This window comes from Streptomyces lienomycini (assembly GCF_027947595.1).
Taxonomy (GTDB): domain Bacteria; phylum Actinomycetota; class Actinomycetes; order Streptomycetales; family Streptomycetaceae; genus Streptomyces; species Streptomyces lienomycini.
Window position 1 is genome coordinate 5,187,284 of sequence record NZ_CP116257.1, and the last position, 25,217, is coordinate 5,212,500.

A 25,217-nucleotide genomic window follows, 5' to 3' on the forward strand; every position below is an offset into this window, starting at 1 on the left:
TTCTCTCCGCAGACGCGCACGAGGCGCGGGAAGTTCTGAGCGGCCCCGGAGACGACCGGGGCGCGGGGACTCTCGTCTGCGGGCAGCACCGTCCCGCCCGGCGACTACGTGCCGGGCCGGTCGCAGGGGCCCGCCTCAGGCGGCCGGAGGCGGGAGGACGAGTGCGTCGGAGTGCATGATCGGCACTTTAGGTCGCCGTTCCCCGGCTCGACAACTCCCTTTCGGGCCCTCCGCCGGCCACGGGTTCCGCGGAGCCCTTCGCGGGGGTCGACGACTGGGCGATGAACGCGCCGGCCAGTACCACGACGCCGCCCACGATCTGCGGGGCGGAGAGGTGCTCGCCCAGCAGCACCCAGGCCAGCACGGTCGCGATGACGGCTTCGAGGCAGGCCACGACCCCGGCGACCTGCGGCGACAGGCGGCGCACGGCGACGATGCCGGTGACGTAGGCGAGCACGGTGGCGATGAGCACGATCCAGGCCAGCAGCAGGTACGCGGCCACGGGGGTGCCGTCCATGGGTGCGCTGCCGGCGAGGACGGACCAGTCCATGGACCAGGGCCGGGCGACGACGGTGAGCACGGCCGCCCCGACGAGCAGCCCGTAGGCGATGACGCCGAGCGGGTCGGGCGTCTCCTCGCCCGCGTCGCTGCCCTGGTCGGACAGGACGAAGTAACCGACCTGGCAGCAGGCGGCGCCGAGCGCGAGGAGCAGTCCGAGGGCGTCGAAGCCCAGCCCCGACCAGACCTCGACCACACAGGCGAGCCCGCCGACCGCCAGGACCACTCCGAGCGCGGCGGCACGCGTGACCGGCCGCCGCTGCACGAACCGCACCCAGCCGAGGACCAGGGCGGGGGCCAGGTACTCGACGAGCAGCGCGACGCCCACGGGGATGCGGGAGATGGCGGCGAAGTAGCAGGCCTGCACACCGGCCACGGCGAGCAGTCCGTACCCGGCGACCAGCGCGGGCCTGCGGCGCGGCAGCGCGCGGTGGCGCACGGCGAGCGGCAGCATCACCAGGGCCGCGCCCGCCACGCGCAGCCAGACGACGTGGAGGGGGTCGAGCCCGGCCTCGATCAGTGGCTTGGCCGCGACTCCGGAGCCTCCGAAGGCGACCGCGGAGGCGAGTGCCAGACCGAGTCCGGTGCCCTTGCCGCGGCGGACGCGAGCGCTGTCAGACGTATGCACCGGCACATGATGACAGGGGTCGACATGACCGTCACCCCCGTTGACACCTGTCTCACCGACTGGACGCGCGACCGGCGCCCGCGCTCAGGGCGTCGGCTCGACGTGGCTGTCCACGCGGGCGAGCACGGTGTGCGGCTGGACGGCGACGCGGGCCAGCACCTCGACGGCGCGCGCCTGCGGGTCCACGACCAGGGCGGCGAGCAGGTCGACGCCGCCCGCCCGGGCCGCTCCACGCCGGTCGGCCCGCGCGCAGGCGTCCTTCATGGCCGCCGCGGCCAGCGGGGAGAAACCGGCGGCCCCGGTCACGACGGGTACGGCGCCGGAGTCCTCGACGGCGCTCTGCCAGCGCAGGCCGTAGCCGATGCTGCGTTGTACGAGGTAGCCGAGCAGCCGGGCGATCCGGGGCCCGTCCCCGAGGAGCGCGCGGACCTCGGCGTCGGTCTCCAGGAGCGAGTGCAGCAGGTGGGCCGTGTCGATGTGGGGGTCGCCGTCCCGCACGGCCCGGCGACGGGCGCCGGAGACCGCGGAGGCCAGTTCCACGCTGAACCGGCCGTCCAGGTCGACGCCGTCCGGGCACCGGCCGCCTTGCTCGCCGGCCGACTGCCGGGGGATACGGGGTTGCACGTCTCCCAGCACATCAGCCCCCGGGGCCCGGGTCATCCCCGAAGGGAAGCATTTCGCCGTCCCACACAGAGTGGACCCGACCGGCCGGAATCTCCTCCTTACGGATGAGATCAAGCCGTTCGGGCCGAAACCACCTGGAGCGCGACCGGCGTCAGACCTCGTCGGCGAGGATCAGGTACAGCTTCTTGCGGGCGTCGCCGATGACGGCGAGCGCCTTCTCCCGCTGTTCCTTGCTGCCGGTCTTCCAGACCTGGCCGAAGGCCTCCATGAGCCCGGCGCCGGCCTGCCGGATGTCGTTCAGGGCCTCCCAGTCGACACCCCGCGAGGCCTCCTCCCAGGGCGCCTCGGGACCTTCCTCGGCCGCGGTGCGGCCCGCCTCGGTGAGCGCGAAGAGCTTCTTCCCGCCCCCGCTCTCACTGGCGATCAGGTCCTCGTCCTCCAGCAACTGGAGGGTGGGGTACACCGAGCCGGGACTGGGCTTCCACGCCCCGCCGCTGCGCTCGGCGATCTCCTGGATCATCTCGTAGCCGTGCATCGGACGGTCCTTCAGCAGGGCCAGGATCGACGCCCGTACGTCGCCCCGCCGCGCCCTGCCCCGAGGGCCGCCGCGCCCTCGGCCGCCCCAGGGGCCGCCGTGACCGAAGCCCGGTCCGAAGGGGCCGCCGGGGCCACCGCCCGGACCACCGGGCCCGAAGGGGCCGAAGGCCGCACGCCGGCCGTCGAAGCCGCCGCGCCCGAAGGGCCCGCCCTCTCCGCGGCCGGGGCCGTGTCCACCGTGTCCACGCTCGTATCCGTGGGTACGCATCGCCATCACTCCATTCAGTCGTTGATCTGTCGCGATGCCTCAACGATATATCGGAACACATCGCCTGACAAGCCCCCGCCGAACCCGACCGACCACCGGGGACCCGCGGCCGCCCCGCCGAAACGGGTCCAGGACTCCGGAATTGGCCTTGGTCTGCGGCTTCGAGCGGCGGCTAGCTTCGGGACATGCGCATTCGAATCGTCGACGCCTTCACCGACCGGCCCTTCACCGGCAACCCCGCCGGGGTCCTGCTCCTCGACGCCTTCCCGGACGACGACCGCCTCCAGCGGGTCGCCCTGGAGGTCAATCACGCCGAGACCGCGTTCGCCCACCGACTGCCCACGGGCGGTGAGGCCGACTGGGCGCTGCGCTGGTTCACGCCGGCCACCGAGGTCGCGCTGTGCGGCCACGCGACACTCGCCACGGCCCACGTCCTGCACACCACCGGCGCGCACGAGGGACCGGTGCGGTTCGCCACCCGCAGCGGCGTCCTGACCGCGACACCCCGCGGGGACGGCTCGATCACCCTGGACTTCCCAACGGCGCCGCTCACCCCGGTCGACGCCCCGGCGGGCATCGCCGAAGCCCTGGGCGCCGGGCCCCGTACCGTCCTGGACACCGGACCGAACATCGGGGACCTGCTCGTCGAGGTAGCCGACGAGCAGACGGTCCGCGGCCTGGCCCCGGACCTCAAGGCGCTGGCCGCCCACTCCGAGCGCGGCGTCATCGCCACCGCCCGCGCAAAGGACCCGGCCCGCGGCTACGACTACGTCTCCCGCTGCTTCTTCCCCAACGTGGGCATCGACGAGGACCCGGTCACCGGCAGCGCGCACACGGCTCTGGCGCCCTTCTGGTCCGAGCGCCTCGGCCGCCCGGACCTCACCGGGCTCCAGGCGTCGGCCCGTTCCGGCCGGGTGCGTACGGAACTGCGCGGCGACCGCACGCTGCTGAGCGGGCACGCGGTGACGGTGATCGACGGCGAACTGCTGGCCTGACCCCGCGGGGGCGCGGGGGCGCGCACGATCACGCCGTCGGCAGCCAGTCCACCTTCCCGGCGAGCAGCCCGTAGCCGACAAAGGCCCCGATGTCGAGGAGCGAGTGCGCCACCACCAGCGGGCCCACGCGCCCCCAGCGGCGGTACAGGTAGACGAACACCACGCCCATCACCATGTTGCCGACGAACCCGCCGATCCCCTGGTAGAGGTGGTACGACCCGCGCAGTACCGAACTGGCCGCCAGCGACGCGCCCGCTCCCCAGCCGAGCTGGTCGAGCCGGCGCAGCAGGTAGCCGACGACGACGACCTCCTCCAGGACGGAGTTCTGCACCGCCGAGAGGACGAGGACGGGATACTTCCACCACACCTCGGGCAGGGCCTCGGGCACCACCGTGAGGTTGAAGCCCAGGCCGCGGGCGGCCAGGTAGAAGGCGATGCCGGTGCTGCCGATGACGGCGGCGACGGCGGCCCCGCGGCCCAGGTCCGGCCACGGACGGGTGCGGTCGAAGCCGAGCGCGCGCAGACTGCGCCCCTCGCGCAGCAGGAAGTGCGCGACGAGGGCGACCGGGACGAGCGCCGTGGTGATGCCGAAGAGCTGCCAGGCCAGGTCGAGCCAGGGACGGCCGGGCGCCGCCGAGGCGTTGAGGGTGGCCGCCTGGTCCTTGAGCCCGCCGGGCCGGGTGACCGAGCCGATGAAGCTGATGAGGGCGGACACGCCGCTCGCGCCGAGCGAGAGCGCCAGGACGAGCAGCGTCTCGTCACGCGGGATCCGCCGCGAGAGCCGCTCCTCGGTCAGGGGCTCCTCGCCGAGTCGCTTCTGAGGGAACGCATCGTCCACCGGGCCCGCCTCCGCCATGCACACCTGCCTCCAGCTGGGACGTCACAGCTTGCCCGATCAGTATGGGGCGGCGCGTGGCGGGGGCGGCCTGTGGCGGTCAGCCGACCGGCCACAGGTGCACGGGTTCACCCCCGCCCATCAGCTCGACGTAGCGGCGTGTCGTGGCGGCGAGAGCGGCCTCCCGGGACAGGCCCGCGTCCAGGCCGCGGTGGAAGGTGGCCGCCTGCCAGGAAGCACCGTTGACCCGGCGTCGGCAGCGCTCCTCGATCACGCCGAGGTACAGGTCCCGGTCCGCGGGCTCCACGCCCCACGCGTCCAGACCGGCGGCGGCGAGCGGCAGCAGCTCGTCGCGTACCAGAACGGCGGCGTCGACCTCGGTGGTGCCGCCCAGCCGGCCGCGCCGGGGCCACTCGAAGCGGGCGTCGATGCCGTGGCGGCACGCGGCCTCGAAGTTGGCGGCGGCGGCCTCGAACGGCAACCGGGTCCACACCGGCCGGGGTTCGTCGGCCAGCGAGCGTACGACCCCGTAGTAGAAGGCCGCGTTGGCGATGACGTCGGTGACGGTCGGGCCGGCGGGCAGCACCCGGTTCTCCACCCGCAGGTGCGGGACGCCGTCGGCGATGTCGTAGACGGGGCGGTTCCAGCGGTAGATGGTGCCGTTGTGCAGGACGAGTTCGGAGAGCGAGGGCACGCCGCCCGCGTCCAGGACGTCCAGCGGGTCCTCTTCGTCGCAGATCGGCAGCAGCGCCGGGAAGTAGCGCCGGTTCTCCTCGAAGAGGTCGTACGCCGAGGTCACCCACCGCTCCCCGAACCAGGTGCGCGGGCGGACGCCCTGCGCCTGCAACTCGGGCGGGCGGGTGTCGGTGGACTGCTGGAACAGGGGTGGCCGCGACTCTCGCCACAGCTCGCGGCCGAAGAGGAAGGGCGCGTTGGCGCCGAGGGCGATCTGCGCGGCGGTGATCGCCTGGGCCGCGTTCCACACGTCGGCGAAGCGGTCCGGGGTGACCTGGAGGTGCAACTGCACGGAGGTGCAGGCGGCCTCGGGGGCGATGGACTTGGACGTGCAGGTCAGGCGCTCGACGCCCTCGATGTCGAAGGTGAAGTCCTCTCCGCGGGCCGCCACGATCTGTTCGTTGAGCAGCGCGTAGCGGTCGACCGCGGAGAGATTGGAGGAGACCAGGTCGTCGCGGTCCAGCGTCGGCAGAATGCCGATCATCGCGATTCCCGCGTCCACCTCTCCGGCCTTGCGGTCCGCATATGCCAGCGATGTACGGATCTCCTCGGCGAGCCGGTCGAATACCCTGCCGCCCAAGCGGTGGGGGGCGATGTTGACCTCCAGGTTGAACATGGCGAGTTCTGTTTGGAAGTCGCGGCTCGCGATGCGCTCGAGGACTTGCGCATTCAACATTTTCGGCATCCCGTCGGCACCGACGAGATTCAATTCGATCTCCAGCCCCATGAGGTTCTTCGGACGGTCGAACCGCTTCTCCGCCAGAAGTCGCTCCAGGCCCGTCAGGCACCGCTGGAGCTTCTCGCGGTAGCGCTGGCGATCGGACAGGTCGAACTGACCTGCCACGACCTTCTCCCCCATGGAAGAGTCCCTTCTCGGAGCGGTGAGTGGAAGATCCCGCCGCCGGTGGCCGGTGGCCGGTCAGGTGGGATGATGCCCAGCCGAAGCGATCGATAACGTCCCCTCGGCGGTCCGGCACCCGCTACGCTGTGCCGGTGTGACCGGTGGCACATTCACCGGGCATGGCGCGCGCGCAGTTTCCCGGGCCGGTAACTCGTGAAAAACGCCGACGACAATTGGCCGACCGCTCGGTGCACATTCCCCGAGGTCATCGCCGCACACCCGGTCCGAAGTCCGGATGATTCCCACATATCGACGGCTGAATTCAACCTTGTACTCGTTACCGGAATCGGCTAGCCGAAACACAGTCTGAACACATGTCGTATAAACTCCGCGGACAGGGCAGAGGACCGGCGCCCGCGGTCGAAGGATCCTGCCGTCGAGCTGACGCGCGGCAGGCCCCTCCCACTTCTCGGATCCAGCACCCGGCCCCTGCCTTCCCAGCTCTGTGAGCCGACAGCGTCGTCCGCCCGCTCCGCCCTCGCGCCACCGTGCCTTCGAATGAGAGGCGACCCACCATGCCCCTGCGTGTCTGCCCGGCCCCCGCGCCCGCCCTGCGCTCCGTCCTCACTGCCCTCTCCTCGCCCACCGCGGTTCGTGAGGCCCGTACTCCCGCCCTTCTTGCCGCTCAGGGACCCGCCACACCCGAACTTCCCCTTCCGGTGCACGTCCTGGACCGGGTCACGGCGGAGGGCGTGACGGAGACGCGACTGGCCGGATGGCGGTTCCACATCCGGTGCGGCGACCATGCGGTGGCGGCGGCGGAGACCATGCTGACACCGGACGGCTGGGCGTTCTCGCACTTCTTCGAGGGCCCCTACGTCGCCTCGACCGAGCGGGCGCTGCGGCAGGCCGAGTCGATGGCGCAGGCGTACCAGCCGCGCCTGCTGTCGGTTCCCGAGCTGTACATGCTGACGCTGTGGCTGCACGGCGACTGCGCCGCGGACGCCACGGCCGGGCACCCCGCGGCCACCGACCTGCTGGTGCCGCTGGCGCCGGCGCCTCCCGGTATCGCGGCCCACCGGCCGCACCGGGTCTCCGAACTGCTGCCGGTCCTCACGCACCGGATGACACCGACGCGGCTCCTGGGTTCGCCCGCCTGACCTGCCCCGCGCACCCGCCCCTCACCCACCCGCGCGGACTAGCCCCATTCGGCCATGCCGAACCATCCGAAGTGACAGTGCAGTTGGGCTGAACCGTCCGCGCGGGTGATGCGTCATCAACCTGTGAGAAGCGGTGCTGCGAAATACCTGCGGATCGACGCCCGTGGGGCAACACTGGGTTCGGACCGACTTACACAACGGGGGGCGGCCATGAACGAAGCTTCACGCCGCGGGACAGACAAGACAGCGCACTCACCCATCATCACGGACCGAGAGACCCCACTCATGTGTCAGCACCAGCCACCGTGCCCCTCAGCAGTCTCCGCCGACCGGGAGTCCGCCCGCCTCGTGGCGCACCACCCGGAGCAGGGGTGGAGCCTGCTGTGCAACGGCGTCGTCCTCTTCGAGGACACCGGTGAGCTACTGCCGGACGGCCGGGTCATCGCCCCGCACCGCCCGGTCGGCGCGGGTCTGATCACCGCCGCCTGACCACCGACCGGACGGTGTGCCGCCACTGCGTGCCACTCCGTCCGGCGCCTCACGGGGCCGGCCCGCAGCCACGGCTGCGCACCGGCCCCCACGCGTGTCCGGGGCCGGTGACTCCTCGTGGCCCTCAGGACCGACGGGGTGATGTCCCCGGTGCTACGCCCTCCGCCCGAGCCTCCGACGCGGCGAGCGCACCACGACGTGCCCCCAGCTGATCTCGCCCGCGATCAGCACCCGCAGCTCCACGGGCACCCCGGCGTCGACCGCCCGCGGCGTCTTCACCTCGGCGTAGCTCGCCACCAGCGACCCCACCACTGCCGCGCACTAACGCTATATCGCGTTATACCCAACGGCCAACCCCGCGTCCGCCGTTCCTCTCGCGCGGCCTATCGTGACCGGCATGCAGTCCTACACGATCGGCCAGGCGGCGCGGCTGCTCGGCGTCAGTCCGGACACCGCGCGCCGCTGGGCCGACGCGGGCCGGATCACCACCCGTCGCGACGAGGGCGGGCGTCGCGTCGTCGACGGCAGCGATCTGGCCGCGTTCTCGGTCCGACTCGCCCGCTCCGACGGTGCCGACGAGGAGACCCCGTACACCTCGGTGCGCAACGCGTTCCCCGGCATCGTGACCGCGATCAAGCTCGGCGACGTCGCGGCCCAGGTCGAGATCCAGGCCGGCCCGCACCGGCTGGTCTCCCTGCTGACCAGGGAGGCGGTGGAGGAACTCGGCCTGGAGGTCGGCATGGAGGCCACCGCCCGGGTGAAGTCGACGAATGTCCATATCGACCGGACGTGACCGCTCGGCTCCGGCGCCCGCGACCTGTGGCACCACGGGGCCGCCGTCCCCTCCTCCGGCGCCGCGGCCGGACCGGGCCTCCGTCCGGATACACGGATGCACGGATGCACGGATGCAGGAAACGGACAAGACGACGCAGAAACGCGCATACCCGGCGCAACGCCTCCACCGGGCTACGGTGCCCCCATGAGCCTGTCCATCCGCAACCAGCTCCCCGGCACCGTCACCGCCGTCACCCCGGGCGAGGCCATGGCGACGGTCGGGGTCCGTCTCTCCGGCGGCCAGGACCTGACCGCGGCGATCACCCGGGACTCCGCCGAGGACCTCGCGCTCGCCCCCGGCACCGCCGTGCGGGCCCTGGTGAAGGCAACGGAGGTCGCCCTGGCCACCGGGCACGTCGACGGCCTCTCCATCCGCAACCGGCTGCCGGGCACGGTCACCGCCCTCACCACCGGCGTCGCGATGGCCTCGGTCGCGGTCGCCGTCGAGGGCGCCGAACTGACCGCCGCCATCACCCGGCAGGCGGCCGACGACCTGGGCCTGGCCGTCGGCGTACCCGTCGTCGCGCTGATCAAGTCGACGGAGGTGTCGCTCGCCACCGGGTGAGGCGGAAGACGCCGACACGCCGAGAGGCTCCGCCCAGCGCCGCAGGGGCCTGGACGGAGCCTCTCCCGCTTCCGCGGCGGGACTCAGTCCTCGTACGCGTCCAGCGGCGGGCAGGAGCAGACCAGGTTCCGGTCGCCGTAGGCCTGGTCGATGCGGCGCACCGGCGGCCAGTACTTGTCGGCGACGGACACACCGGCCGGGAAGACGGCCTCCTCCCGCGTGTACACGTGGTCCCACTCACCGCCGAGCGCGCCCGCGGTGTGCGGGGCACCGCGCAGCGGGTTGTCGTCGGCGGGCCAGGCGCCGGAGCCGACCTTCTCGATCTCCGCGCGGATGGCGATCATGGCCTCGCAGAACCGGTCCAGCTCGGCCAGGTCCTCGGACTCGGTCGGCTCGATCATCAGCGTGCCGGCCACCGGGAACGACATCGTCGGCGCGTGGAAGCCGTAGTCGATCAGCCGCTTGGCGACGTCGTCGACGCTCACGCCGGTGGCCTTGGTCAGCGGGCGCAGGTCGATGATGCACTCGTGCGCGACCAGCCCGCCGGGGCCGTTGTAGAGCACCGGGAAGTGCGGCTCCAGTCGCTTGGCGATGTAGTTGGCGGACAGCACGGCCACCTGGGTGGCCCGCTTGAGGCCCTCGCCGCCCATCAGCCGGACGTACGACCAGGAGATCGGCAGGATGCCGGCCGAGCCCCACGGCGCCGCCGAGATCGGGCCGACGCCCGTCTGCGGACCGGCCGCGGGCTGCAGCGGGTGGTTGGGCAGGTACGGCGCCAGGTGCGACCGTACGGCCACCGGGCCGACGCCGGGACCGCCGCCGCCGTGCGGGATGCAGAACGTCTTGTGCAGGTTCAGGTGGGAGACGTCGCCGCCGAAGTGGCCGGGCTTGGCGAGGCCGACCAGGGCGTTGAGGTTGGCGCCGTCGACGTAGACCTGGCCGCCCGCGTCGTGCACCTGCGCGCAGATGTCGGCGACGTGCTCCTCGAACACGCCGTGCGTGGAGGGGTAGGTGATCATCAGCACGGCCAGCTCGTCGCGGTGCTTCTCGATCTTGGCGCGCAGGTCCTCGACGTCGATCTCGCCGTCCTCGGCGGTCTTGACGACGACGACCTTCATGCCGGCCATCACGGCGCTGGCGGCGTTGGTGCCGTGCGCCGAGGACGGGATGAGGCAGACGGTGCGCTGTTCGTCGCCGTTGGCCCGGTGGTAGCCGCGTACGGCGAGCAGGCCGGCGAACTCGCCCTGCGAACCGGCGTTGGGCTGGAGCGAGACCTTGTCGTACCCGGTGACCTCCGCGAGCCGCTCCTCCAGCTCACGGATGAGGGTCAGGTAGCCCTGGGCCTGCGCGGCGGGCGCGAAGGGGTGCAGGGCGCCGAACTCGGGCCAGGTGACCGGCTCCATCTCGGTGGTCGCGTTGAGCTTCATGGTGCAGGAGCCCAGCGGGATCATGCCGCGGTCCAGCGCGTAGTCCCGGTCGGCGAGGCGACGCAGGTAGCGCAGCATCGCGGTCTCGGAGCGGTGCTGGTGGAAGACGGGGTGGGTCAGGAAGTCGTCGGTGCGCAGCAGCGCCTCCGGGAGCGTCTCCGCGGTCTCCGCGTCGAGCGACTCGACGTCGCCCTCCACTCCGAAGGCGAGCCACACGCCGCCGACCTGGGCACGCGTGGTGGTCTCGTCGCAGGCGAACGACACGTGGTCGGCGTCGACGAGCCGCAGGTTGATCCCGTTCTCGCGGGCGGCGTGGACGATCGCGTCGGCACCGCCGGGCACCCGCGCGGTGACGGTGTCGAAGTAGGAGCCGTGCACGATCTCGACGCCGCCCGCGGCGAGGCCGGCGGCGGTGATCGACGCGTACCGGTGGGTGCGTCGCGCGATGGCCCGCAGGCCCTCGGGGCCGTGGTAGACGGCGTACATGCCGGCCATGACGGCGAGCAGCACCTGCGCGGTGCAGATGTTGCTGGTGGCCTTCTCGCGGCGGATGTGCTGCTCGCGGGTCTGCAGGGCCAGGCGGTAGGCCTTGTTGCCGTCGGCGTCCACGGAGACGCCGACCAGGCGGCCGGGCAGGCTGCGGGCGAACTTCTCGTGCACGGCCATGTAGCCGGCGTGCGGCCCGCCGAAGCCCATCGGCACGCCGAAGCGCTGGGTGGTGCCCACCGCGATGTCCGCGCCCAGTTCGCCGGGCGAGGTGAGCAGGGTGAGGGCGAGCAGGTCGGCGGCGACGGTGACGAGCGCGCCGAGCTCGTGCGCCCGGTCGATCACCGGCTTGATGTCGCGGACGGCACCGGAGGCGCCCGGGTACTGGATCAGGACGCCGTTGATCTCGCGCTCGGCGACGTCGGCGGGGATGCCCTCGCTCAGGTCGGCGACGACGACCTCGACGCCGGTCGGCTCGGCCCGGGTCCGTATCACGGCGACGGTCTGCGGCAGGGCGTCCGCGTCGACCAGGAACAGGCCCTTCTTGTTCTTGCCCATGCGCCGGGACAGGGCCATCGCCTCGGCGGCGGCGGTGCCCTCGTCGAGCAGCGAGGCGCCGGATGTGGGCAGGCCGGTCAGCTCGGCGACCATCGTCTGGAAGTTCAGCAGGGCTTCGAGACGGCCCTGGGAGATCTCCGGCTGGTAGGGCGTGTACGCCGTGTACCAGGACGGGTTCTCCATGACGTTGCGCAGGATCACCGGCGGGGTGAAGGTGCCGTAGTAGCCGAGGCCGATCATGGAGTCGAGGACCTGGTTGCGGTCGGCCAGGGAGCGCAGCTCGGCCAGCACCTCGGCCTCGGAGCGCGCGCCCGGCAGGTCGAGCCGGTCGGCGTTCTTGATCACATCCGGCACGGCGGCGGCCGTCAGTTCGTCGAGCGAACCGTAACCGACCTGCGCGAGCATCTTGGCCCGGGCCTCGTGGTCGGGGCCGATGTGCCGCTGCTCGAAAGGCATGGCCTGTTCGAGTTCGGAGAGCGGAGTGCGGTGGGCGGTCATGTGCGGAGGCCTCCTGGTCTGACGACCTTCGAGGGGCACCACGGCGCGGGTACCCGGACGGCCTCCCCCTCTGTCATCTCAACCTGAGAGCTTCACCGGTCGAGCCCGAGGGCTGTCCCGGCTTTCACCGTCGGTGAGAGCGGAAGCCGTCGACACCCGCCCTGCTTTCCAGAGTGACCTCGTCCGTGCGGTACGTGAGCCTGAGAGATTCCGGGGAGGATTTGCTCCTTCGGCGCCTCCGATGGTGTCCGGAGGACTCTCCCGCACGGGGTCAGCAGCCGCTTGCCAGCCTACCAGCGAGGTCACCGCACGGACCTCGAGTGGCCGACCGACCCTATGTGCTCTTTTGTAGTACTTAGGGATGATGAGGCGGCTGGTGTGCGACCCCCAGTGCGGCCCAGTGGTGCGATCAAGTGGAGGGCCCCGTGCGTACTGACATCGATCCGCGGAACCTGATCGGCCGCAAGGCGTTCGACCGCGACGGCACCAGGATCGGCACCGTGGACGAGGTCTACCTCGACGATGCCACCGGCGTCCCCGAGTGGGCGGCCATACGGACCGGCCTCTTCAGCAGGGACGCGTTCGTCCCGCTGGAGCCCAGCGAGCTGGTCGAGGGCAGCCTGCGTGTGCCCTTCGACCGGACCCTGATCAAGGAGGCGCCCGACTTCGGGGTCGGCCGCCACCTCTCGCCGGAACAGGAACTCCAGCTCTACCACCACTACGGCCTGGACGTGGCGGCCCCTCCCCCGCCTCCCGACCGCGATTTCGGCAAGCTGGCGGGCAAGGGCAACGACGACGCCTGACCCGGCGCGTCCGCGGCGTCGGCGACCAGCGGCAGCGGCTCCGCCGGGGTCAGCTCCGGGTCGTCCACCGTGAACGTCCGCACCCTGCCGACCTCGGAGTACGGCGTCTCGAAGCGCACGGTGACCCGCCCGAGGCCGCTGCCCTGCACCCACCCGTGCCCCAGCTCCGCGTGCCGTACGTCGTGCCCCGCGGGCCAGCGGCGCTCGGCGGGCGAAGGGCCGCGCTCCTCGACGGGCTCGGTCGTCACCGGCTCCTCGACCGGCTCCTCGGCCCGGTCCCCGGCCGCCTGCGCGAACAGGTCCTCCTGCGTGTAGTCGGCGAGCCCGCTGACCCCCACCCCGAGCAGCCGCACACCGCCCGTGGTGTCCACCGAGTCCAGCAGCCGGGCGGCCGCCTCCCGCACCACCGTCGGGTCGTCGGTGGGCCCGCGCAGCGTCTCGGAGCGCGTCAGGGTGGAGAAGTCGTACCGGCGCACCTTGAGCACGATGGTCCGGCCCGACAGACCGGATCCGCGCAGCCGCCGCACGCACCGGTCCGCGAGCCGCCCCACCTCGACGCCGACCCGCACCCGGTCGTGGATGTCCACGTCGTAGGTGTCCTCGACCGACACCGACTTGGTCTCCCGCTCGGCCACCACCGGCCGCTGGTCACGCGCCAGCGCCATGGCGTACAGGGCGTGGCCGTGCGCCTTGCCCAGCAGTCGCACCAGCTCGTCCTCGCCCGCCTCGGCGATGTCGCCGACCGTGGTGATCCCCGCCCGCCGCAGATGGTCTCCCGTGGCCGGTCCCACCCCGGGCAGCGTCCGCACGGTCATCGGCTCCAGCAGGGTCCGCTCCGTCCCCGGTGGCACGAGGACCAGTCCGTCGGGCTTCGCCTCCTCGGAGGCGATCTTGGCGAGCATCTTGGAGGCGGCCAGCCCCACGGATCCGGTGAGGGCGGTGGCCGTGCGGATGTCCGTGCGCAGCTTCGCTCCGGCCAGCCGCGCCGACTCCGCGTCCCAGGCCGTCCCGCCGGCCTCCAGGTCCACGAAGGCCTCGTCCAGGCTCAGCGGCTCCACCAGCGGCGACAGCTCCCGCAGCAGCCGCATCACCTGCTCGCTGATGGACCGGTAGAGCTGGAAGCGCGGGACGAGGTACGCGGCGTGGGGCGCGAGCCGGCGTGCCTGGCCCATGGGCATCGCGGAGTGCACGCCGAACACCCGGGCCTCGTACGAACAGGTGGCGACCACGCCGCGTGGTCCGAGGCCGCCCACGACGACGGCCTTCCCGCGCAGGCTCGGTTTGGACGCCTGCTCCACCGAGGCGAAGAAGGCGTCCATGTCGAGATGCAGGATCGTGGGCGCGGTTCTCACATCTCCGATGCTGCCCTACGCCACTGACAATGCCGTCGCACCGGTCACACCGGCGGGGCCACGCCTGCGCGGCGGGACGGTGCCGGGCCGGTCTCCGCGGCGGAGCGACCGGGGGTTCAGACCGCCCTGTTGTTCCGCCGCCGGGCCAGCTCGTCGGCCGGGTTGTGCCCGACCAGGGTCTCCCCCGTGTCGACGCGCTCCCCGTGCAGCTGGGACAGCGCGCTCTCCACGTCCCGCCACACCACGCCGACGGCGATCCCGAAGACGCCCTGGCCGCCCTGGAGCAGGGAGTGCACCTCGTCGGGCGACGTGCACTCGTACACGGTGGCGCCGTCGCTCATCAGCGTCATCCGCTCCAGGTCGCGGAAGCCGCGCTCCCGCAGATGCTGGACGGTGGTGCGGATGTTCTGCAGTGACACCCCGGTGTCGAGGAAGCGCTTGACGATCTTCAGCACGACCACGTCGCGGAAGCCGTACAACCGCTGCGTTCCGGATCCGTGCGCGGGCCGCACGCTGGGCTCGACCAGGCCCGTGCGGGCCCAGTAGTCGAGCTGCCGGTAGGTGATCCCGGCGGCCGCGCAGGCCGTCGGCCCGCGATAGCCGATCTGCTCGGACGCCATGGTCGTCGCCCCTCCGCTGGTCGGCACGGCTGCCGGTCGCTGCGGACCGGGTTCGGCCGCGCCACCGTGCTGGGCGTGGCCCCCGCCCGCGCGAAGCCGGGAGCCCGGGGGAGGGTACGGACCGCCTGGCCCGAAGCTGTGCCCGGGGCCACCCCCAGCCGTACCGTCGCCGCTGATTCTCACGCCGACCTCCGTCCTTGACCTGCCTCCTCGAAGGTAGGCAGTCACCAAGGGTGCGTCAACGATCGCCACACTCGGCACGCCGAGTGATAATCACCCTACGAGTGGTTTACCGTGCCCTGCATCGGGGAACAGCTAGCCGAATGTGCCCGGACCAGGGCCGTACGGCGGCCCGAGCGCCCTCGGCCCGCGCGTCTCACTGGTTGCTGGTTCCGAAGTCCTCCGGCGAGATCTGGTCGAGGAACTCGCGGAACTTCTCCACCTCGTCCTCCTGCTCGTCCGGGATGGCGATGCCGGCGTCGTCGAGGACCGTGTCGCTGCCGTAGATCGGCGTACCGGTGCGCAGTGCCAGTGCTATGGCGTCGGACGGCCTGGCACTGACCTCGACTCCGCTCGCGAAGACCAGCTCCGCGTAGAAGACACCGTCCCGCAGGTCGGTGATGCGCACTTCCGTGAGCTCCTGGCCGACGGCTTCCAGCACGTCCTTGAACAGGTCGTGGGTCAGCGGCCGCGCGGGCGCCATGCCCTGCTGGGCGAAGGCGATCGCCGTCGCCTCCCCCGGTCCGATCCAGATGGGAAGGTAACGGTCGCCGCCCACCTCGCGCAGCAGCACGATCGGCTGGTTGGAGGGCATCTCGACCCGGACACCTACGACATCGAGCTCGTTCACACAGCAACCCTAGGCCGTGCTCGGGACGTTTGGGTAGTCGGGCCGGGATCGGGTGGTCGATCCGGGTGTTCGAACACGTTCGTTTCAGGGCAGCCGCACGCCGAGGGCGGTCTGCACCAGAGCCGCGTGCAGCTTCACCGCCAGTCCCGCCAGCTCCTTGGTGCGTGCTTCCGCGTGCGCCCTGGTCTGGGGGTTGCGGTGCCGCTTCAGCGGGGCCACCACCTGGTCGACCAGCCCGGCCTCCCGGTCGGCGGCGGCCTTCATCACCCGCAGGTGCCGCGGCTCGATTCCGAACCGGCCCAGCTGCACCACCAGGGACGCCACCGTGACCGCCTCGGCGTCGTACGCCCCGTCGGGCAGCGGGGCGACGAGCCCGTACGACTCCCACTCCGCCAGCTCCTGGTCGCCTATGCCGGCCGTGGTGAGCAGTTCCTCCCGCCCGATCCGGGCCACCGTCGGGCTCTCGGGGGCCTCGGACACGGCCTCCCCGTCCCGCTGCCGGCCGACCCTCGGCAGGGTCACGGCCTCGCCGCGCTCCACCGCGTCCAGGTGTTCGCGGATCACCTTGAGCGGCAGGTAGTGGTCCCGCTGCATGCGCAGCACCTCGCCGAGGCGGTCGACGTCGTGTGCGCTGAACTTGCGGTACCCGGCCGGAGTGCGCCGCGGCTCGACGAGGCCCTCCGACTCGAGGAAGCGGATCTTGGAGATGGTGATGTCGGGGAACTCGTCACGCAGCGCGTTCAGCACTGCTCCGATGCTCATCAGCCCACTGTCCGTGGCGGCGGCGCCTTGCCCGGCGCCGCCGCTCGGTGTTTGCAGCATGGACCTTCCCTGAAGTTTCCCGGGGCGGGAGGCCCGGGGGCGGTCAGTAACCCCGCTGGCTCGCGTAGAACACCAGCCGGTACTTGCCGATCTGCACCTCGTCACCGTTCGACAGGGCGACCTGGTCGATGCGCTCCCGGTTGACGTAGGTGCCGTTCAGGCTGCCGACGTCGGCGACCGTGAACGAACCGTCCGTACTGCGGCGGAACTCCACGTGCCGACGCGAGACCGTCACGTCGTCCAGGAAGATGTCGCTCTGCGGATGGCGCCCGGCCGTGGTCAGCTCGCCGTCCAGCAGGAAGCGGCTGCCCGAGTTCGGACCACGCCGCACGACCAGGAGCGCGGAGCCCAGCGGCAGCGCGTCGACGGCAGCCTGCGCCTCGGGAGAGAGCGCCGGGATCGCCGTCTGGCCGGTGACCTCGGCGTCGTAGGCCTCGAGACCCGAGATGGAGATCGTGGAGGTCGTCTCGGACGCTCGCTCCGGAACCGCCCCGGCACGCAGCGGAGCGCCGCAGTTGGAGCAGAAGCGGCTGTTCTCCGCGTTGCGGTTGCCGCACCTCGTACAGACCAGGGCCGACATGGACGGATCCTCCGGCTGCCCCGCCGGGGCGTTCGACGCGTACGGGCCGGCGTTGTATCCGCCGCCCGAGCCCGAGGGCTGGCCGAAACCTATGCCGCCGGACTGCGCAGGGTCAACAGACGGCACGCCCTGACCACCGGAAACGTCACCACCCGGACCACCCACCTGGTCCCGGAACATCGGGCGTCGGCCCTCCGCTTCGGGCTGTGCGCGATGGCGGGCGGTCGCGTTGTCGCCGCCCTCTCGCGCGCTCTTGCCGAACAACTTCGCAAACAACTTCACGGGCGATTCCCCTTGACCGAAACAGACCCGCCCGTGGGGCAGGACGAACCCTTACTGAACGCACTGGCCGACCCGGACACCTTCACAACGTCCGCCTCCACCAGACAGTTTCCACCACGCACCACCCAATCGGTGCGCCGACCCCCCGCAACCTCATGCCCTCGCCGGACAACCCCCATGCACGGCCGGTTCACTCGGAGGACGACCGAGCGTAGTCAGGCCGCTTCGCCGCTCGCAAGGCGTCCACAACGATCTTGCTCGACCTCTCAACAGTAACGGTGGCCTGTTCCTTCTCCAGAGTCTGCACCACGCCTCCAGGAATGTTGAGAGCCGGTTCCAGGTCCTGCGGCTTGCCGATGACCTGGAAACGATAGGGCGCGTTGATCTTGTTCCCGTCGACGCTCACGGACTTGTCGGAGTCCGCGAGGTACGTGCCGGCGACGACCCGGACGTCGTTCACCTGGATCGCCTCGGCACCCGCCGCACGCAGCTCCTGAATCGCGTCGAGCAGCATGTCCGCCTCGACCGTCCCCTTCGTGTCCTCGATCGTCACCGTGATGCCGGGCCCCCGCGCGGCCACCGTGCCCGCGAGAATGCCCAGTTGCCGTTCCTTCTCCAGCGTCTGCTTGCGGGCCTCCTCCGCCTGGTCGGAGCTGTTCTCGAGCTCGTCGCGCTGCTTCTCGAGGCCCTGCTTCTCGTCTTCAAGACGCTGAGTACGGTCGTCCAGTTCATCGAGGATGCGCACCAGATCCTCCTGCCGTGCGCCACGCAGCGCGCTGTCGCTGTCGCTGTTGGACGCCACCTGGACCGCGAGGCCGAAGCCCAGCCCGAACAGGAGAAGGGCGACGATCAGTTGGGCGCGGGTCAGGCGCGGCGGCCACAGCCCCTTGAGCAGCCGCTGCCTGCCCGTCGGTCCGCCGCGCGCCGACCGGTCGTCCCGCTGGGCGTCGCCGTCCGCGGCGGACGCCCCGGACGGCGGCATCTCCTCGGGCAGCTCCTTGCGCAGCCTGTTCGCGGGCCGCTCGTCGTGGTCGCTCATCGGCCTCACGCCCTGAAGACGTGGCGTCGGATCGCCGCGGCGTTGGAGAAGATGCGGATGCCGAGGACGACCACGACACCGGTGGACAGCTGGGCGCCGACGCCCAGCTTGTCGCCCAGGAACACGATCAGCGCGGCCACGACCACGTTCGACAGGAACGACACCACGAAGACCTTGTCGTCGAAGATGCCGTCGAGCATGGCCCGCAGCCCGCCGAAGACGGCGTCCAACGCCGCGACGACGGCGATCGGCAGATACGGCTCCACGGCCGCCGGCACCTCGGGCCGGACCAGCAATCCGGCCACGACTCCCACGACGAGGCCCAGTACGGCGATCACGATGTGCCCTTCTCGGTTATCGGCTGTGCTGTTCGTACGATCACACTCGGTGCGGCCGGCAGCTTGAGGTCGTCCGCGACGGAGATGGCGGTGCGGATGCCGTAGTTCTCCTGCAGGGCATGGAGGTAGAGCCCGTCCGCGCTGTCCTGGAACCCGGCGCTCAGCCGCTTGCCGTCCCCCACCGCGAGCACCGTGTACGGCGGCACCAGCGGCCTGTTGTCGACCAGTATCGCGTCACCGGCGGCCCTGATCGCGGACAGTGCCGTCAGGCGCTGTCCGTTGATGGAGACGGCCTCGGCGCCCGACTCCCACAGCCCGTTGACCACGCGCTGCATGTCCCGGTCCCGCACCCGGCCCGTGTCGGAGAAGCCGGAGGTGCCGCGCGGCCGGCCGTCACCGTCCGTGCCCGCGTCCTTGGCGTCGTTCACCACGAGTTTCACACCCGGGCCGTGCACCGCGACCGCGCCCGACAGGATGCCGACCAGGTCGGGCCGGTCTCCGTCGCCGCTCTTCTCCAGTGCCTCGCTCCTGCGCGCGTTCACGTCGGCGCGCAGCTCGTCGACGCTCTTCTCGAGCTTGTCGGCCGCCGAGGTCTCGCTCTCTATGCGGTCGACGAGTTCCTCGCGTTCCTTGGCCACGACGGGAGCGGCGACCCGCGCCTGCGCGGCACCGACCGTCACGACCAGGGCCGCCAGCACGAGGCCCGCCGCCAGCCCGAGCTTGGCCCGAAGGGTCTTCGGCATGCCGCCGCCCCCGTCGGCCTTCTTCCGCTCGGCGGCCTCGGCGTATCCGTCGTCGAGGCTGTGGTCCATGACATTGGTCAGCAATGACATGGACGCGTCCGGGCGCGCGGGCCGCGTCGATGTGCTCCGAACGGGGGGTGGCTGCGGCATGCCGCACATCGTCGCACGCCGCCGCCGCTACCTCCGAACGGCCCCACCGGCGTGCCGGACAGGCCCCCTTGGGGACACTTGTCCGGCACGCACGCGTGCGGTCCGTCTCACCGGCCCGCGCTGTCCACCACCGCGGACCATTCGTCGAGCAGCGCCTGCGCGGAGGCGTCGTCGGGGCCCTCCGCCCACAGGTGGGTGACCGCCTCGGCCGGGTCGGGCAGCACCATGACCCAGCGTCCGTCGGTCTCCACCACGCGTACTCCGTCCGTGGTGTCCACGAAACGGTCCCCGGCCGCCTCGACGACCCGCCGCATCACCAGGCCCTTGACGGCCCAGGGGGTGGCCAGATCGCGCTTCAGGACGTGCGCACGGGGGATCCTCGCGTCGATCTGGCTCAGCGTGAGCTGCGTGCGCGCGACGAGTCCGATCAGCCGCACGAAGGCCGCCGTACCGTCGTAGACACTGCTGAACTCGGGGACGATGAAGCCGCCCTTGCCGTCACCGCCGAAGATCGCCCCTTCCTCGCCGCCGACCCGCGTCAGGTCGTCCGGGGAGGTGGTCGTCCACTCGACCTGGGTGCCGTGGTAGGCCGCGACCTGCTCGGCGATCCTGGTGGTCGTCACCGGAAGCGCCACCCGGCCGCTGCGCCGCTCGGCGGCGATCAGGTCGAGCATCACCAGCAGCGCACGGTCGTCCTCGATGATGCGGCCCTTCTCGTCGACGAGCGACAGCCGCTCGCCGACCGGGTCGAACCGCACACCGAACGCGGCCCGCGAGGACGCCACGATCTCCCCGAGGCGCACCAGTCCCGAGCGCCGGATGTCGGCCGACTCGGTCGGCCGGGACTCGTCGAGACCGGGGTTGATGGTGAGCGAGTCGACGCCCAGCTTGCCCAGCAGACTGGGCAGTACCAGGCCCGCGCTGCCGTTGGAGGCGTCCACCACCACCTTGAGCCCGGACTCGGCGATCCCGGTGATGTCGACGTTGCGCAGCAGGGAGCCGGTGTACGAGTCGAACACGCTGGACGGGAAGTGCAGGTCGCCGATCTCGCCGGGGAACGCCCGCCGGTACTCCTGCCGCGCGAACACCCGGTCGAGCTTCCGCTGGCTTCCCTGCGACAGGTCGGCGCCCTGTCCGTCGAAGAACATGATGTCGACGGAGTCCGGCACACCGAGAGTGGTCCGGATCATGATCCCGCCGGCGCTCCCCCGCGCGGTCTGCTGCCGCGCCACGGGCAGCGGTACGTTCTCCAGATCGCGTACGTCGATGGCGCTGGCCTGCAGCGCGGAGATCACCGCCCGCTTCAGCGCACGGGCACCACGGGAGTGGTCGCGGGCCGTGGTGACGGTGGAACCCTTCTTGAGGGTCGTCGCGTAGGCGCCGGCCAGCCTGACGGCCAGTTCGGGGGTGATCTCCACGTTCAGGATGCCGGACACCCCGCGGGCGCCGAACAGGTGTGCCTGCCCCCGGGACTCCCAGATGACCGACGTGTTGACGAAGGCACCGGCCTCGATGGTCTTGAAGGGGTAGACCCGCACGTTCCCCTGGACGATCGATTCTTCACCGACGAGGCACTCGTCACCGATGACCGCGCCGTCCTCGATCCGCGCGGCACGCATGATGTCGGTGTTCTTGCCGACGACGCACCCGCGCAGATTGCTGTGGGGTCCGACGTACACGTTGTCGGCGACGACGGCCTTGTGCAGGAAGGCGCCGGTCTTGACGACGACGTTGGAGCCGATGACCGTGTGCTCCCGGATCTCGGCGCCGGCCTCGACCTTGGCGTAGTCGCCGATGTACAGCGGCCCACGGAGTACGGCGTCGGGATGGACCTCGGCGCCCTCGGCCACCCAGACCCCGGGAGAGATCTCGAATCCGTCGATGTCGACGTCGACCTTGCGCTCCAGGACGTCGGCCTGGGCCTTCACATAGCTCTCGTGGGTGCCGACGTCCTCCCAGTAGCCCTCGGCGACGTAGCCGTAGACGGGCTTGCCTTCCTTCATCAGCTGCGGGAAGACGTCACCGGACCAGTCCACGGGCACGTCGGGGTCGACGTAGTCGAAGACCTCGGGCTCCATGACATAGATTCCGGTGTTCACGGTGTCGGAGAAGACCTGGCCCCAGGTCGGCTTCTCCAGGAAGCGCTCGACCTTGCCCTCTTCGTCGACGATCGTGATGCCGAATTCCAGGGGATTGGGCACGCGCGTCAGACAGACGGTGACGAGCGAACCCTTTTCCTTGTGAAAATTGATCAGGTCGGTGAGGTCGAAGTCGGTCAGGGCATCGCCGGAAATGACGAGGAAGGCATCGTCCTTCAACGCCTCTTCGGCGTTCTTGACGCTTCCGGCGGTACCGAGTGGCTTCTCCTCGTTGGCATAGGTGAGCTCCATCCCGAGCTCTTCGCCGTCACCGAAGTAGTTCTTGACCAGTGAGGCCAGGAACTGGACGGTCACAACGGTCTCGTTGAGCCCATGCCTTTTGAGCAACCGAAGCACATGCTCCATGATCGGCCGGTTGGCCACCGGCAGGAGCGGCTTGGGCATGCTCGAGGTCATGGGACGAAGGCGTGTGCCTTCGCCTCCAGCCATCACGACGGCCTTCATGTCGGAAGCGTCCTCCTCTGAGAGACGACGGTTTAGCCGACTTCACCCGTCCAGGGTCCCGCACTTTTCCAGCGCGGGCCATCCGGCCACCGGGGCCGCACAATCTGCGAGTTCAATCGGCTGCGACGTCCGCACGAACCAGGCGGCGGACCTGCACCACGTACAGGACACCTGCCCACCAGTACAGGGTTGTACCCCATCCGGCGAACGCCCATCCGAAAACAGCGGCGAGTGACGCGATCCATCCGCTTCCGTCACTGAGCAGAAGCAGGGGGAAGGCATACATGAGGTTGAACGTGGCGGCCTTGCCGAGGAAGTTCACCTGCGGCGGCGGATAGCCGTGACGCCGGAGGATGCCCACCATCACCAGGAGCATCGCTTCCCGGGCAAGCAGTACAAGGGTCAACCAGAGCGGGAGAATCTCGCGCCAGGTGAGGCCGACCAGCGTCGAGAGAATGTAAAGGCGGTCGGCCGCGGGGTCCAGGAGCCGGCCGAGGCTGCTGATCTGGTTCCAGCGCCGCGCGAGCTTTCCGTCCAGGTAGTCGCTCACACCGCTCAGGGCCAGCACCAACAGCGCCCAGCCGTCGCTCTGCGGGCCACCGAACTCGGGCCTGAGGATCAGCCACAGGAAGAGGGGAACGCCGGCGAGGCGTGCCATGCTGAGGATGTTCGGGATGGTGAGGACCCGGTCGGTCTGCACGCGGGTCTCCTGGACCTCCACGCGGGGGCCTCCTGGGGTAAACGAGCCAATGATGCTCACTGACCTTACCTCAACGCAAAAAAGCTCCGGCTCTTGGGCTGTGTGCCCAAGAGCCGGAGCTCTAAAAGGAGTTCGGCGGCGTCCTACTCTCCCACAGGGTCCCCCCTGCAGTACCATCGGCGCTGTAAGGCTTAGCTTCCGGGTTCGAAATGTAACCGGGCGTTTCCCCTACGCTATGACCACCGAAACACTATGAAACATACAACCGCACCACGCTGTGGACGTGGGGTTGTTCGTGGTTTCAGAACCAACACAGTGGACGCGAGCAACTGAGGACAAGCCCTCGGCCTATTAGTACCGGTCACCTCCACACCTCACGGTGCTTCCAGATCCGGCCTATCAACCCAGTCGTCTACTGGGAGCCTTAACCCCTCAAGGGGGTGGGAGTCCTCATCTCGAAGCAGGCTTCCCGCTTAGATGCTTTCAGCGGTTATCCCTCCCGAACGTAGCCAACCAGCCATGCCCTTGGCAGGACAACTGGCACACCAGAGGTTCGTCCGTCCCGGTCCTCTCGTACTAGGGACAGCCCTTCTCAAGACTCCTACGCGCACAGCGGATAGGGACCGAACTGTCTCACGACGTTCTAAACCCAGCTCGCGTACCGCTTTAATGGGCGAACAGCCCAACCCTTGGGACCGACTCCAGCCCCAGGATGCGACGAGCCGACATCGAGGTGCCAAACCATCCCGTCGATATGGACTCTTGGGGAAGATCAGCCTGTTATCCCCGGGGTACCTTTTATCCGTTGAGCGACGGCGCTTCCACAAGCCACCGCCGGATCACTAGTCCCGACTTTCGTCCCTGCTCGACCCGTCGGTCTCACAGTCAAGCTCCCTTGTGCACTTACACTCAACACCTGATTGCCAACCAGGCTGAGGGAACCTTTGGGCGCCTCCGTTACTCTTTAGGAGGCAACCGCCCCAGTTAAACTACCCATCAGACACTGTCCCTGATCCGGATCACGGACCCAGGTTAGACATCCAGCACGACCAGACTGGTATTTCAACGACGACTCCACCCACACTGGCGTGCGAGCTTCAAAGTCTCCCAGCTATCCTACACAAGCCGAACCGAACACCAATATCAAACTGTAGTAAAGGTCCCGGGGTCTTTCCGTCCTGCTGCGCGAAACGAGCATCTTTACTCGTAGTGCAATTTCACCGGGCCTATGGTTGAGACAGTCGAGAAGTCGTTACGCCATTCGTGCAGGTCGGAACTTACCCGACAAGGAATTTCGCTACCTTAGGATGGTTATAGTTACCACCGCCGTTTACTGGCGCTTAAGTTCTCAGCTTCGCCACACCGAAATGTGACTAACCGGTCCCCTTAACGTTCCAGCACCGGGCAGGCGTCAGTCCGTATACATCGCCTTACGGCTTCGCACGGACCTGTGTTTTTAGTAAACAGTCGCTTCTCGCTGGTCTCTGCGGCCACCCCCAGCTCAGAGTGTAAAACTCGTCACCAGGTGTGGCCCCCCTTCTCCCGAAGTTACGGGGGCATTTTGCCGAGTTCCTTAACCATAGTTCACCCGAACGCCTCGGTATTCTCTACCTGACCACCTGAGTCGGTTTAGGGTACGGGCCGCCATGAAACTCGCTAGAGGCTTTTCTCGACAGCATAGGATCATCCACTTCACCACAATCGGCTCGGCATCAGGTCTCAGCCACATGTACGACGGATTTACCTATCGCACGGCCTACACCCTTACCCCGGGACAACCACCGCCCGGGATGGACTACCTTCCTGCGTCACCCCATCACTCACCTACTAACCGCTTGGTTCGGCGGCTCCACCACTCCCCTCAACTCCGAAGAGATCAGGGCGGCTTCACGGCCTTAGCATCACGATGCTCGATGTTTGACGCTTCACAGCGGGTACCGGAATATCAACCGGTTATCCATCGACTACGCCTGTCGGCCTCGCCTTAGGTCCCGACTTACCCTGGGCAGATCAGCTTGACCCAGGAACCCTTAGTCAATCGGCGCAAACGTTTCTCACGTTTGTATCGCTACTCATGCCTGCATTCTCACTCGTGAACCGTCCACAACTCGCTTCCGCGGCTGCTTCACCCGGCACACGACGCTCCCCTACCCATCACAGCCGGCGTTGGCCGTATTGCTGCAATGACACGACTTCGGCGGTACGCTTGAGCCCCGCTACATTGTCGGCGCGGAATCACTAGACCAGTGAGCTATTACGCACTCTTTCAAGGGTGGCTGCTTCTAAGCCAACCTCCT

At 69.8% G+C, this 25,217-nt stretch carries 23 protein-coding genes, 2 rRNA genes and 1 riboswitch (1 of these 26 cut by a window edge); of the genes, 6 read left to right on the forward strand and 19 right to left on the reverse strand.

What is annotated here, in order from left to right:
* Nucleotides 1-187: 187 nt before the first annotated feature.
* The 3 genes from BJ961_RS23595 to BJ961_RS23605 form a co-directional block, all read right to left on the reverse strand.
* Nucleotides 188-1,192, reverse strand: coding sequence for an EamA family transporter (locus BJ961_RS23595; RefSeq protein WP_271414807.1), 1,005 nt, complete (start codon nt 1,190-1,192; stop codon nt 188-190).
* 78 nt (nt 1,193-1,270) lie between these two features.
* Nucleotides 1,271-1,810: a Clp protease N-terminal domain-containing protein gene (locus BJ961_RS23600; RefSeq protein WP_271414808.1), complete on the reverse strand. Its 540-nt coding sequence runs from the start codon at nt 1,808-1,810 to the stop codon at nt 1,271-1,273.
* A gap of 151 nt (nt 1,811-1,961) precedes the next feature.
* Nucleotides 1,962-2,615, reverse strand: a complete 654-nt coding sequence (locus BJ961_RS23605) for a PadR family transcriptional regulator (RefSeq protein ID WP_271414809.1) — start codon at nt 2,613-2,615, stop codon at nt 1,962-1,964.
* A 185-nt stretch (nt 2,616-2,800) separates the two neighbouring features.
* On the opposite strand from BJ961_RS23605, the gene BJ961_RS23610 reads away from it, so the two are divergent.
* Nucleotides 2,801-3,610, forward strand: coding sequence for a PhzF family phenazine biosynthesis protein (locus BJ961_RS23610; protein WP_271414810.1), 810 nt, complete (start codon nt 2,801-2,803; stop codon nt 3,608-3,610).
* Between the two features lie 28 nt (nt 3,611-3,638).
* Here BJ961_RS23610 and BJ961_RS23615 read toward each other — a convergent pair whose 3' ends face one another.
* Together BJ961_RS23615 and BJ961_RS23620 are read right to left on the reverse strand one after the other, a co-directional pair.
* Nucleotides 3,639-4,466 carry a CPBP family intramembrane glutamic endopeptidase gene (locus tag BJ961_RS23615; RefSeq protein ID WP_271414811.1) on the reverse strand — a complete coding sequence of 276 codons (828 nt, stop codon included), beginning with the start codon at nt 4,464-4,466 and terminating at the stop codon, nt 3,639-3,641.
* 79 nt (nt 4,467-4,545) lie between these two features.
* Nucleotides 4,546-6,039 carry a glutamate-cysteine ligase family protein gene (locus BJ961_RS23620; RefSeq protein WP_271414812.1) on the reverse strand — a complete coding sequence of 498 codons (1,494 nt, stop codon included), beginning with the start codon at nt 6,037-6,039 and terminating at the stop codon, nt 4,546-4,548.
* Nucleotides 6,040-6,596: 557 nt separating this feature from the next.
* Here BJ961_RS23620 and BJ961_RS23625 point away from each other — a divergent pair.
* Together BJ961_RS23625 and BJ961_RS23630 are read left to right on the forward strand one after the other, a co-directional pair.
* Complete coding sequence (locus tag BJ961_RS23625) at nt 6,597-7,181, forward strand: hypothetical protein (RefSeq protein WP_271414813.1); 585 nt, start codon at nt 6,597-6,599, stop codon at nt 7,179-7,181.
* A 285-nt stretch (nt 7,182-7,466) separates the two neighbouring features.
* Nucleotides 7,467-7,670, forward strand: coding sequence for a DUF5999 family protein (locus tag BJ961_RS23630; protein ID WP_217169765.1), 204 nt, complete (start codon nt 7,467-7,469; stop codon nt 7,668-7,670).
* Between the two features lie 153 nt (nt 7,671-7,823).
* On the opposite strand, the gene BJ961_RS23635 is transcribed toward BJ961_RS23630, so the two are convergent.
* Nucleotides 7,824-7,967 (reverse strand): hypothetical protein, encoded by a 144-nt coding sequence (locus BJ961_RS23635; protein WP_271414814.1) that lies wholly within the window; start codon nt 7,965-7,967, stop codon nt 7,824-7,826.
* 100 nt (nt 7,968-8,067) lie between these two features.
* Between BJ961_RS23635 and BJ961_RS23640 the strand changes: the two genes are divergently transcribed.
* Complete coding sequence (locus tag BJ961_RS23640; protein ID WP_271414815.1) at nt 8,068-8,463, forward strand: TOBE domain-containing protein; 396 nt, start codon at nt 8,068-8,070, stop codon at nt 8,461-8,463.
* A 186-nt stretch (nt 8,464-8,649) separates the two neighbouring features.
* Nucleotides 8,650-9,069: a TOBE domain-containing protein gene (locus tag BJ961_RS23645; RefSeq protein ID WP_271414816.1), complete on the forward strand. Its 420-nt coding sequence runs from the start codon at nt 8,650-8,652 to the stop codon at nt 9,067-9,069.
* A gap of 83 nt (nt 9,070-9,152) precedes the next feature.
* Here BJ961_RS23645 and gcvP read toward each other — a convergent pair whose 3' ends face one another.
* Entirely contained in the window at nt 9,153-12,038 is a 2,886-nt protein-coding gene (gene gcvP / locus BJ961_RS23650; RefSeq protein WP_271414817.1) for an aminomethyl-transferring glycine dehydrogenase, read from the reverse strand.
* Between the two features lie 178 nt (nt 12,039-12,216).
* Nucleotides 12,217-12,312: riboswitch (glycine riboswitch) on the reverse strand.
* Nucleotides 12,313-12,463: 151 nt separating this feature from the next.
* On the opposite strand from gcvP, the gene BJ961_RS23655 reads away from it, so the two are divergent.
* Complete coding sequence (locus tag BJ961_RS23655) at nt 12,464-12,841, forward strand: PRC-barrel domain-containing protein (RefSeq protein WP_271414818.1); 378 nt, start codon at nt 12,464-12,466, stop codon at nt 12,839-12,841.
* Here BJ961_RS23655 and BJ961_RS23660 read toward each other — a convergent pair.
* The 12 genes from BJ961_RS23660 to BJ961_RS23715 form a co-directional block, all read right to left on the reverse strand.
* Nucleotides 12,757-14,193 carry a DNA polymerase IV gene (locus BJ961_RS23660; protein ID WP_271414819.1) on the reverse strand — a complete coding sequence of 479 codons (1,437 nt, stop codon included), beginning with the start codon at nt 14,191-14,193 and terminating at the stop codon, nt 12,757-12,759. The two genes, BJ961_RS23655 and BJ961_RS23660, sit on opposite strands and share 85 nt — an antisense overlap.
* A 116-nt stretch (nt 14,194-14,309) precedes the next feature.
* Nucleotides 14,310-14,996, reverse strand: coding sequence for a MerR family transcriptional regulator (locus BJ961_RS23665; RefSeq protein ID WP_271414820.1), 687 nt, complete (start codon nt 14,994-14,996; stop codon nt 14,310-14,312).
* Nucleotides 14,997-15,189: 193 nt separating this feature from the next.
* Complete coding sequence (locus tag BJ961_RS23670) at nt 15,190-15,663, reverse strand: bifunctional nuclease family protein (protein ID WP_030189411.1); 474 nt, start codon at nt 15,661-15,663, stop codon at nt 15,190-15,192.
* Between the two features lie 84 nt (nt 15,664-15,747).
* The gene (gene ftsR, locus BJ961_RS23675; protein WP_271414821.1) at nt 15,748-16,485 is read right to left on the reverse strand and encodes a transcriptional regulator FtsR; all 738 of its coding nucleotides are present in this window, start codon (nt 16,483-16,485) and stop codon (nt 15,748-15,750) included.
* 43 nt (nt 16,486-16,528) lie between these two features.
* Nucleotides 16,529-17,389, reverse strand: coding sequence for an FHA domain-containing protein (locus BJ961_RS23680; RefSeq protein WP_271417149.1), 861 nt, complete (start codon nt 17,387-17,389; stop codon nt 16,529-16,531).
* Nucleotides 17,390-17,537: 148 nt separating this feature from the next.
* Nucleotides 17,538-18,386 (reverse strand): DUF881 domain-containing protein, encoded by an 849-nt coding sequence (locus BJ961_RS23685; protein ID WP_271414822.1) that lies wholly within the window; start codon nt 18,384-18,386, stop codon nt 17,538-17,540.
* Nucleotides 18,387-18,391: 5 nt separating this feature from the next.
* Entirely contained in the window at nt 18,392-18,724 is a 333-nt protein-coding gene (locus BJ961_RS23690) for a small basic family protein (protein WP_003977440.1), read from the reverse strand.
* Nucleotides 18,721-19,557 (reverse strand): DUF881 domain-containing protein, encoded by an 837-nt coding sequence (locus BJ961_RS23695; RefSeq protein ID WP_271414823.1) that lies wholly within the window; start codon nt 19,555-19,557, stop codon nt 18,721-18,723. Before BJ961_RS23695 ends, BJ961_RS23690 begins: the two co-directional genes overlap by 4 nt.
* A gap of 167 nt (nt 19,558-19,724) precedes the next feature.
* Nucleotides 19,725-22,220 (reverse strand): mannose-1-phosphate guanyltransferase, encoded by a 2,496-nt coding sequence (locus BJ961_RS23700; RefSeq protein WP_271414824.1) that lies wholly within the window; start codon nt 22,218-22,220, stop codon nt 19,725-19,727.
* A gap of 112 nt (nt 22,221-22,332) precedes the next feature.
* Nucleotides 22,333-22,941: a CDP-alcohol phosphatidyltransferase family protein gene (locus BJ961_RS23705; protein WP_007388195.1), complete on the reverse strand. Its 609-nt coding sequence runs from the start codon at nt 22,939-22,941 to the stop codon at nt 22,333-22,335.
* A gap of 109 nt (nt 22,942-23,050) precedes the next feature.
* Nucleotides 23,051-23,167 (reverse strand): 5S ribosomal RNA (gene rrf / locus BJ961_RS23710).
* Between the two features lie 84 nt (nt 23,168-23,251).
* Nucleotides 23,252-25,217, reverse strand: a 23S ribosomal RNA gene (locus tag BJ961_RS23715); it runs 1,155 nt beyond the window's last position.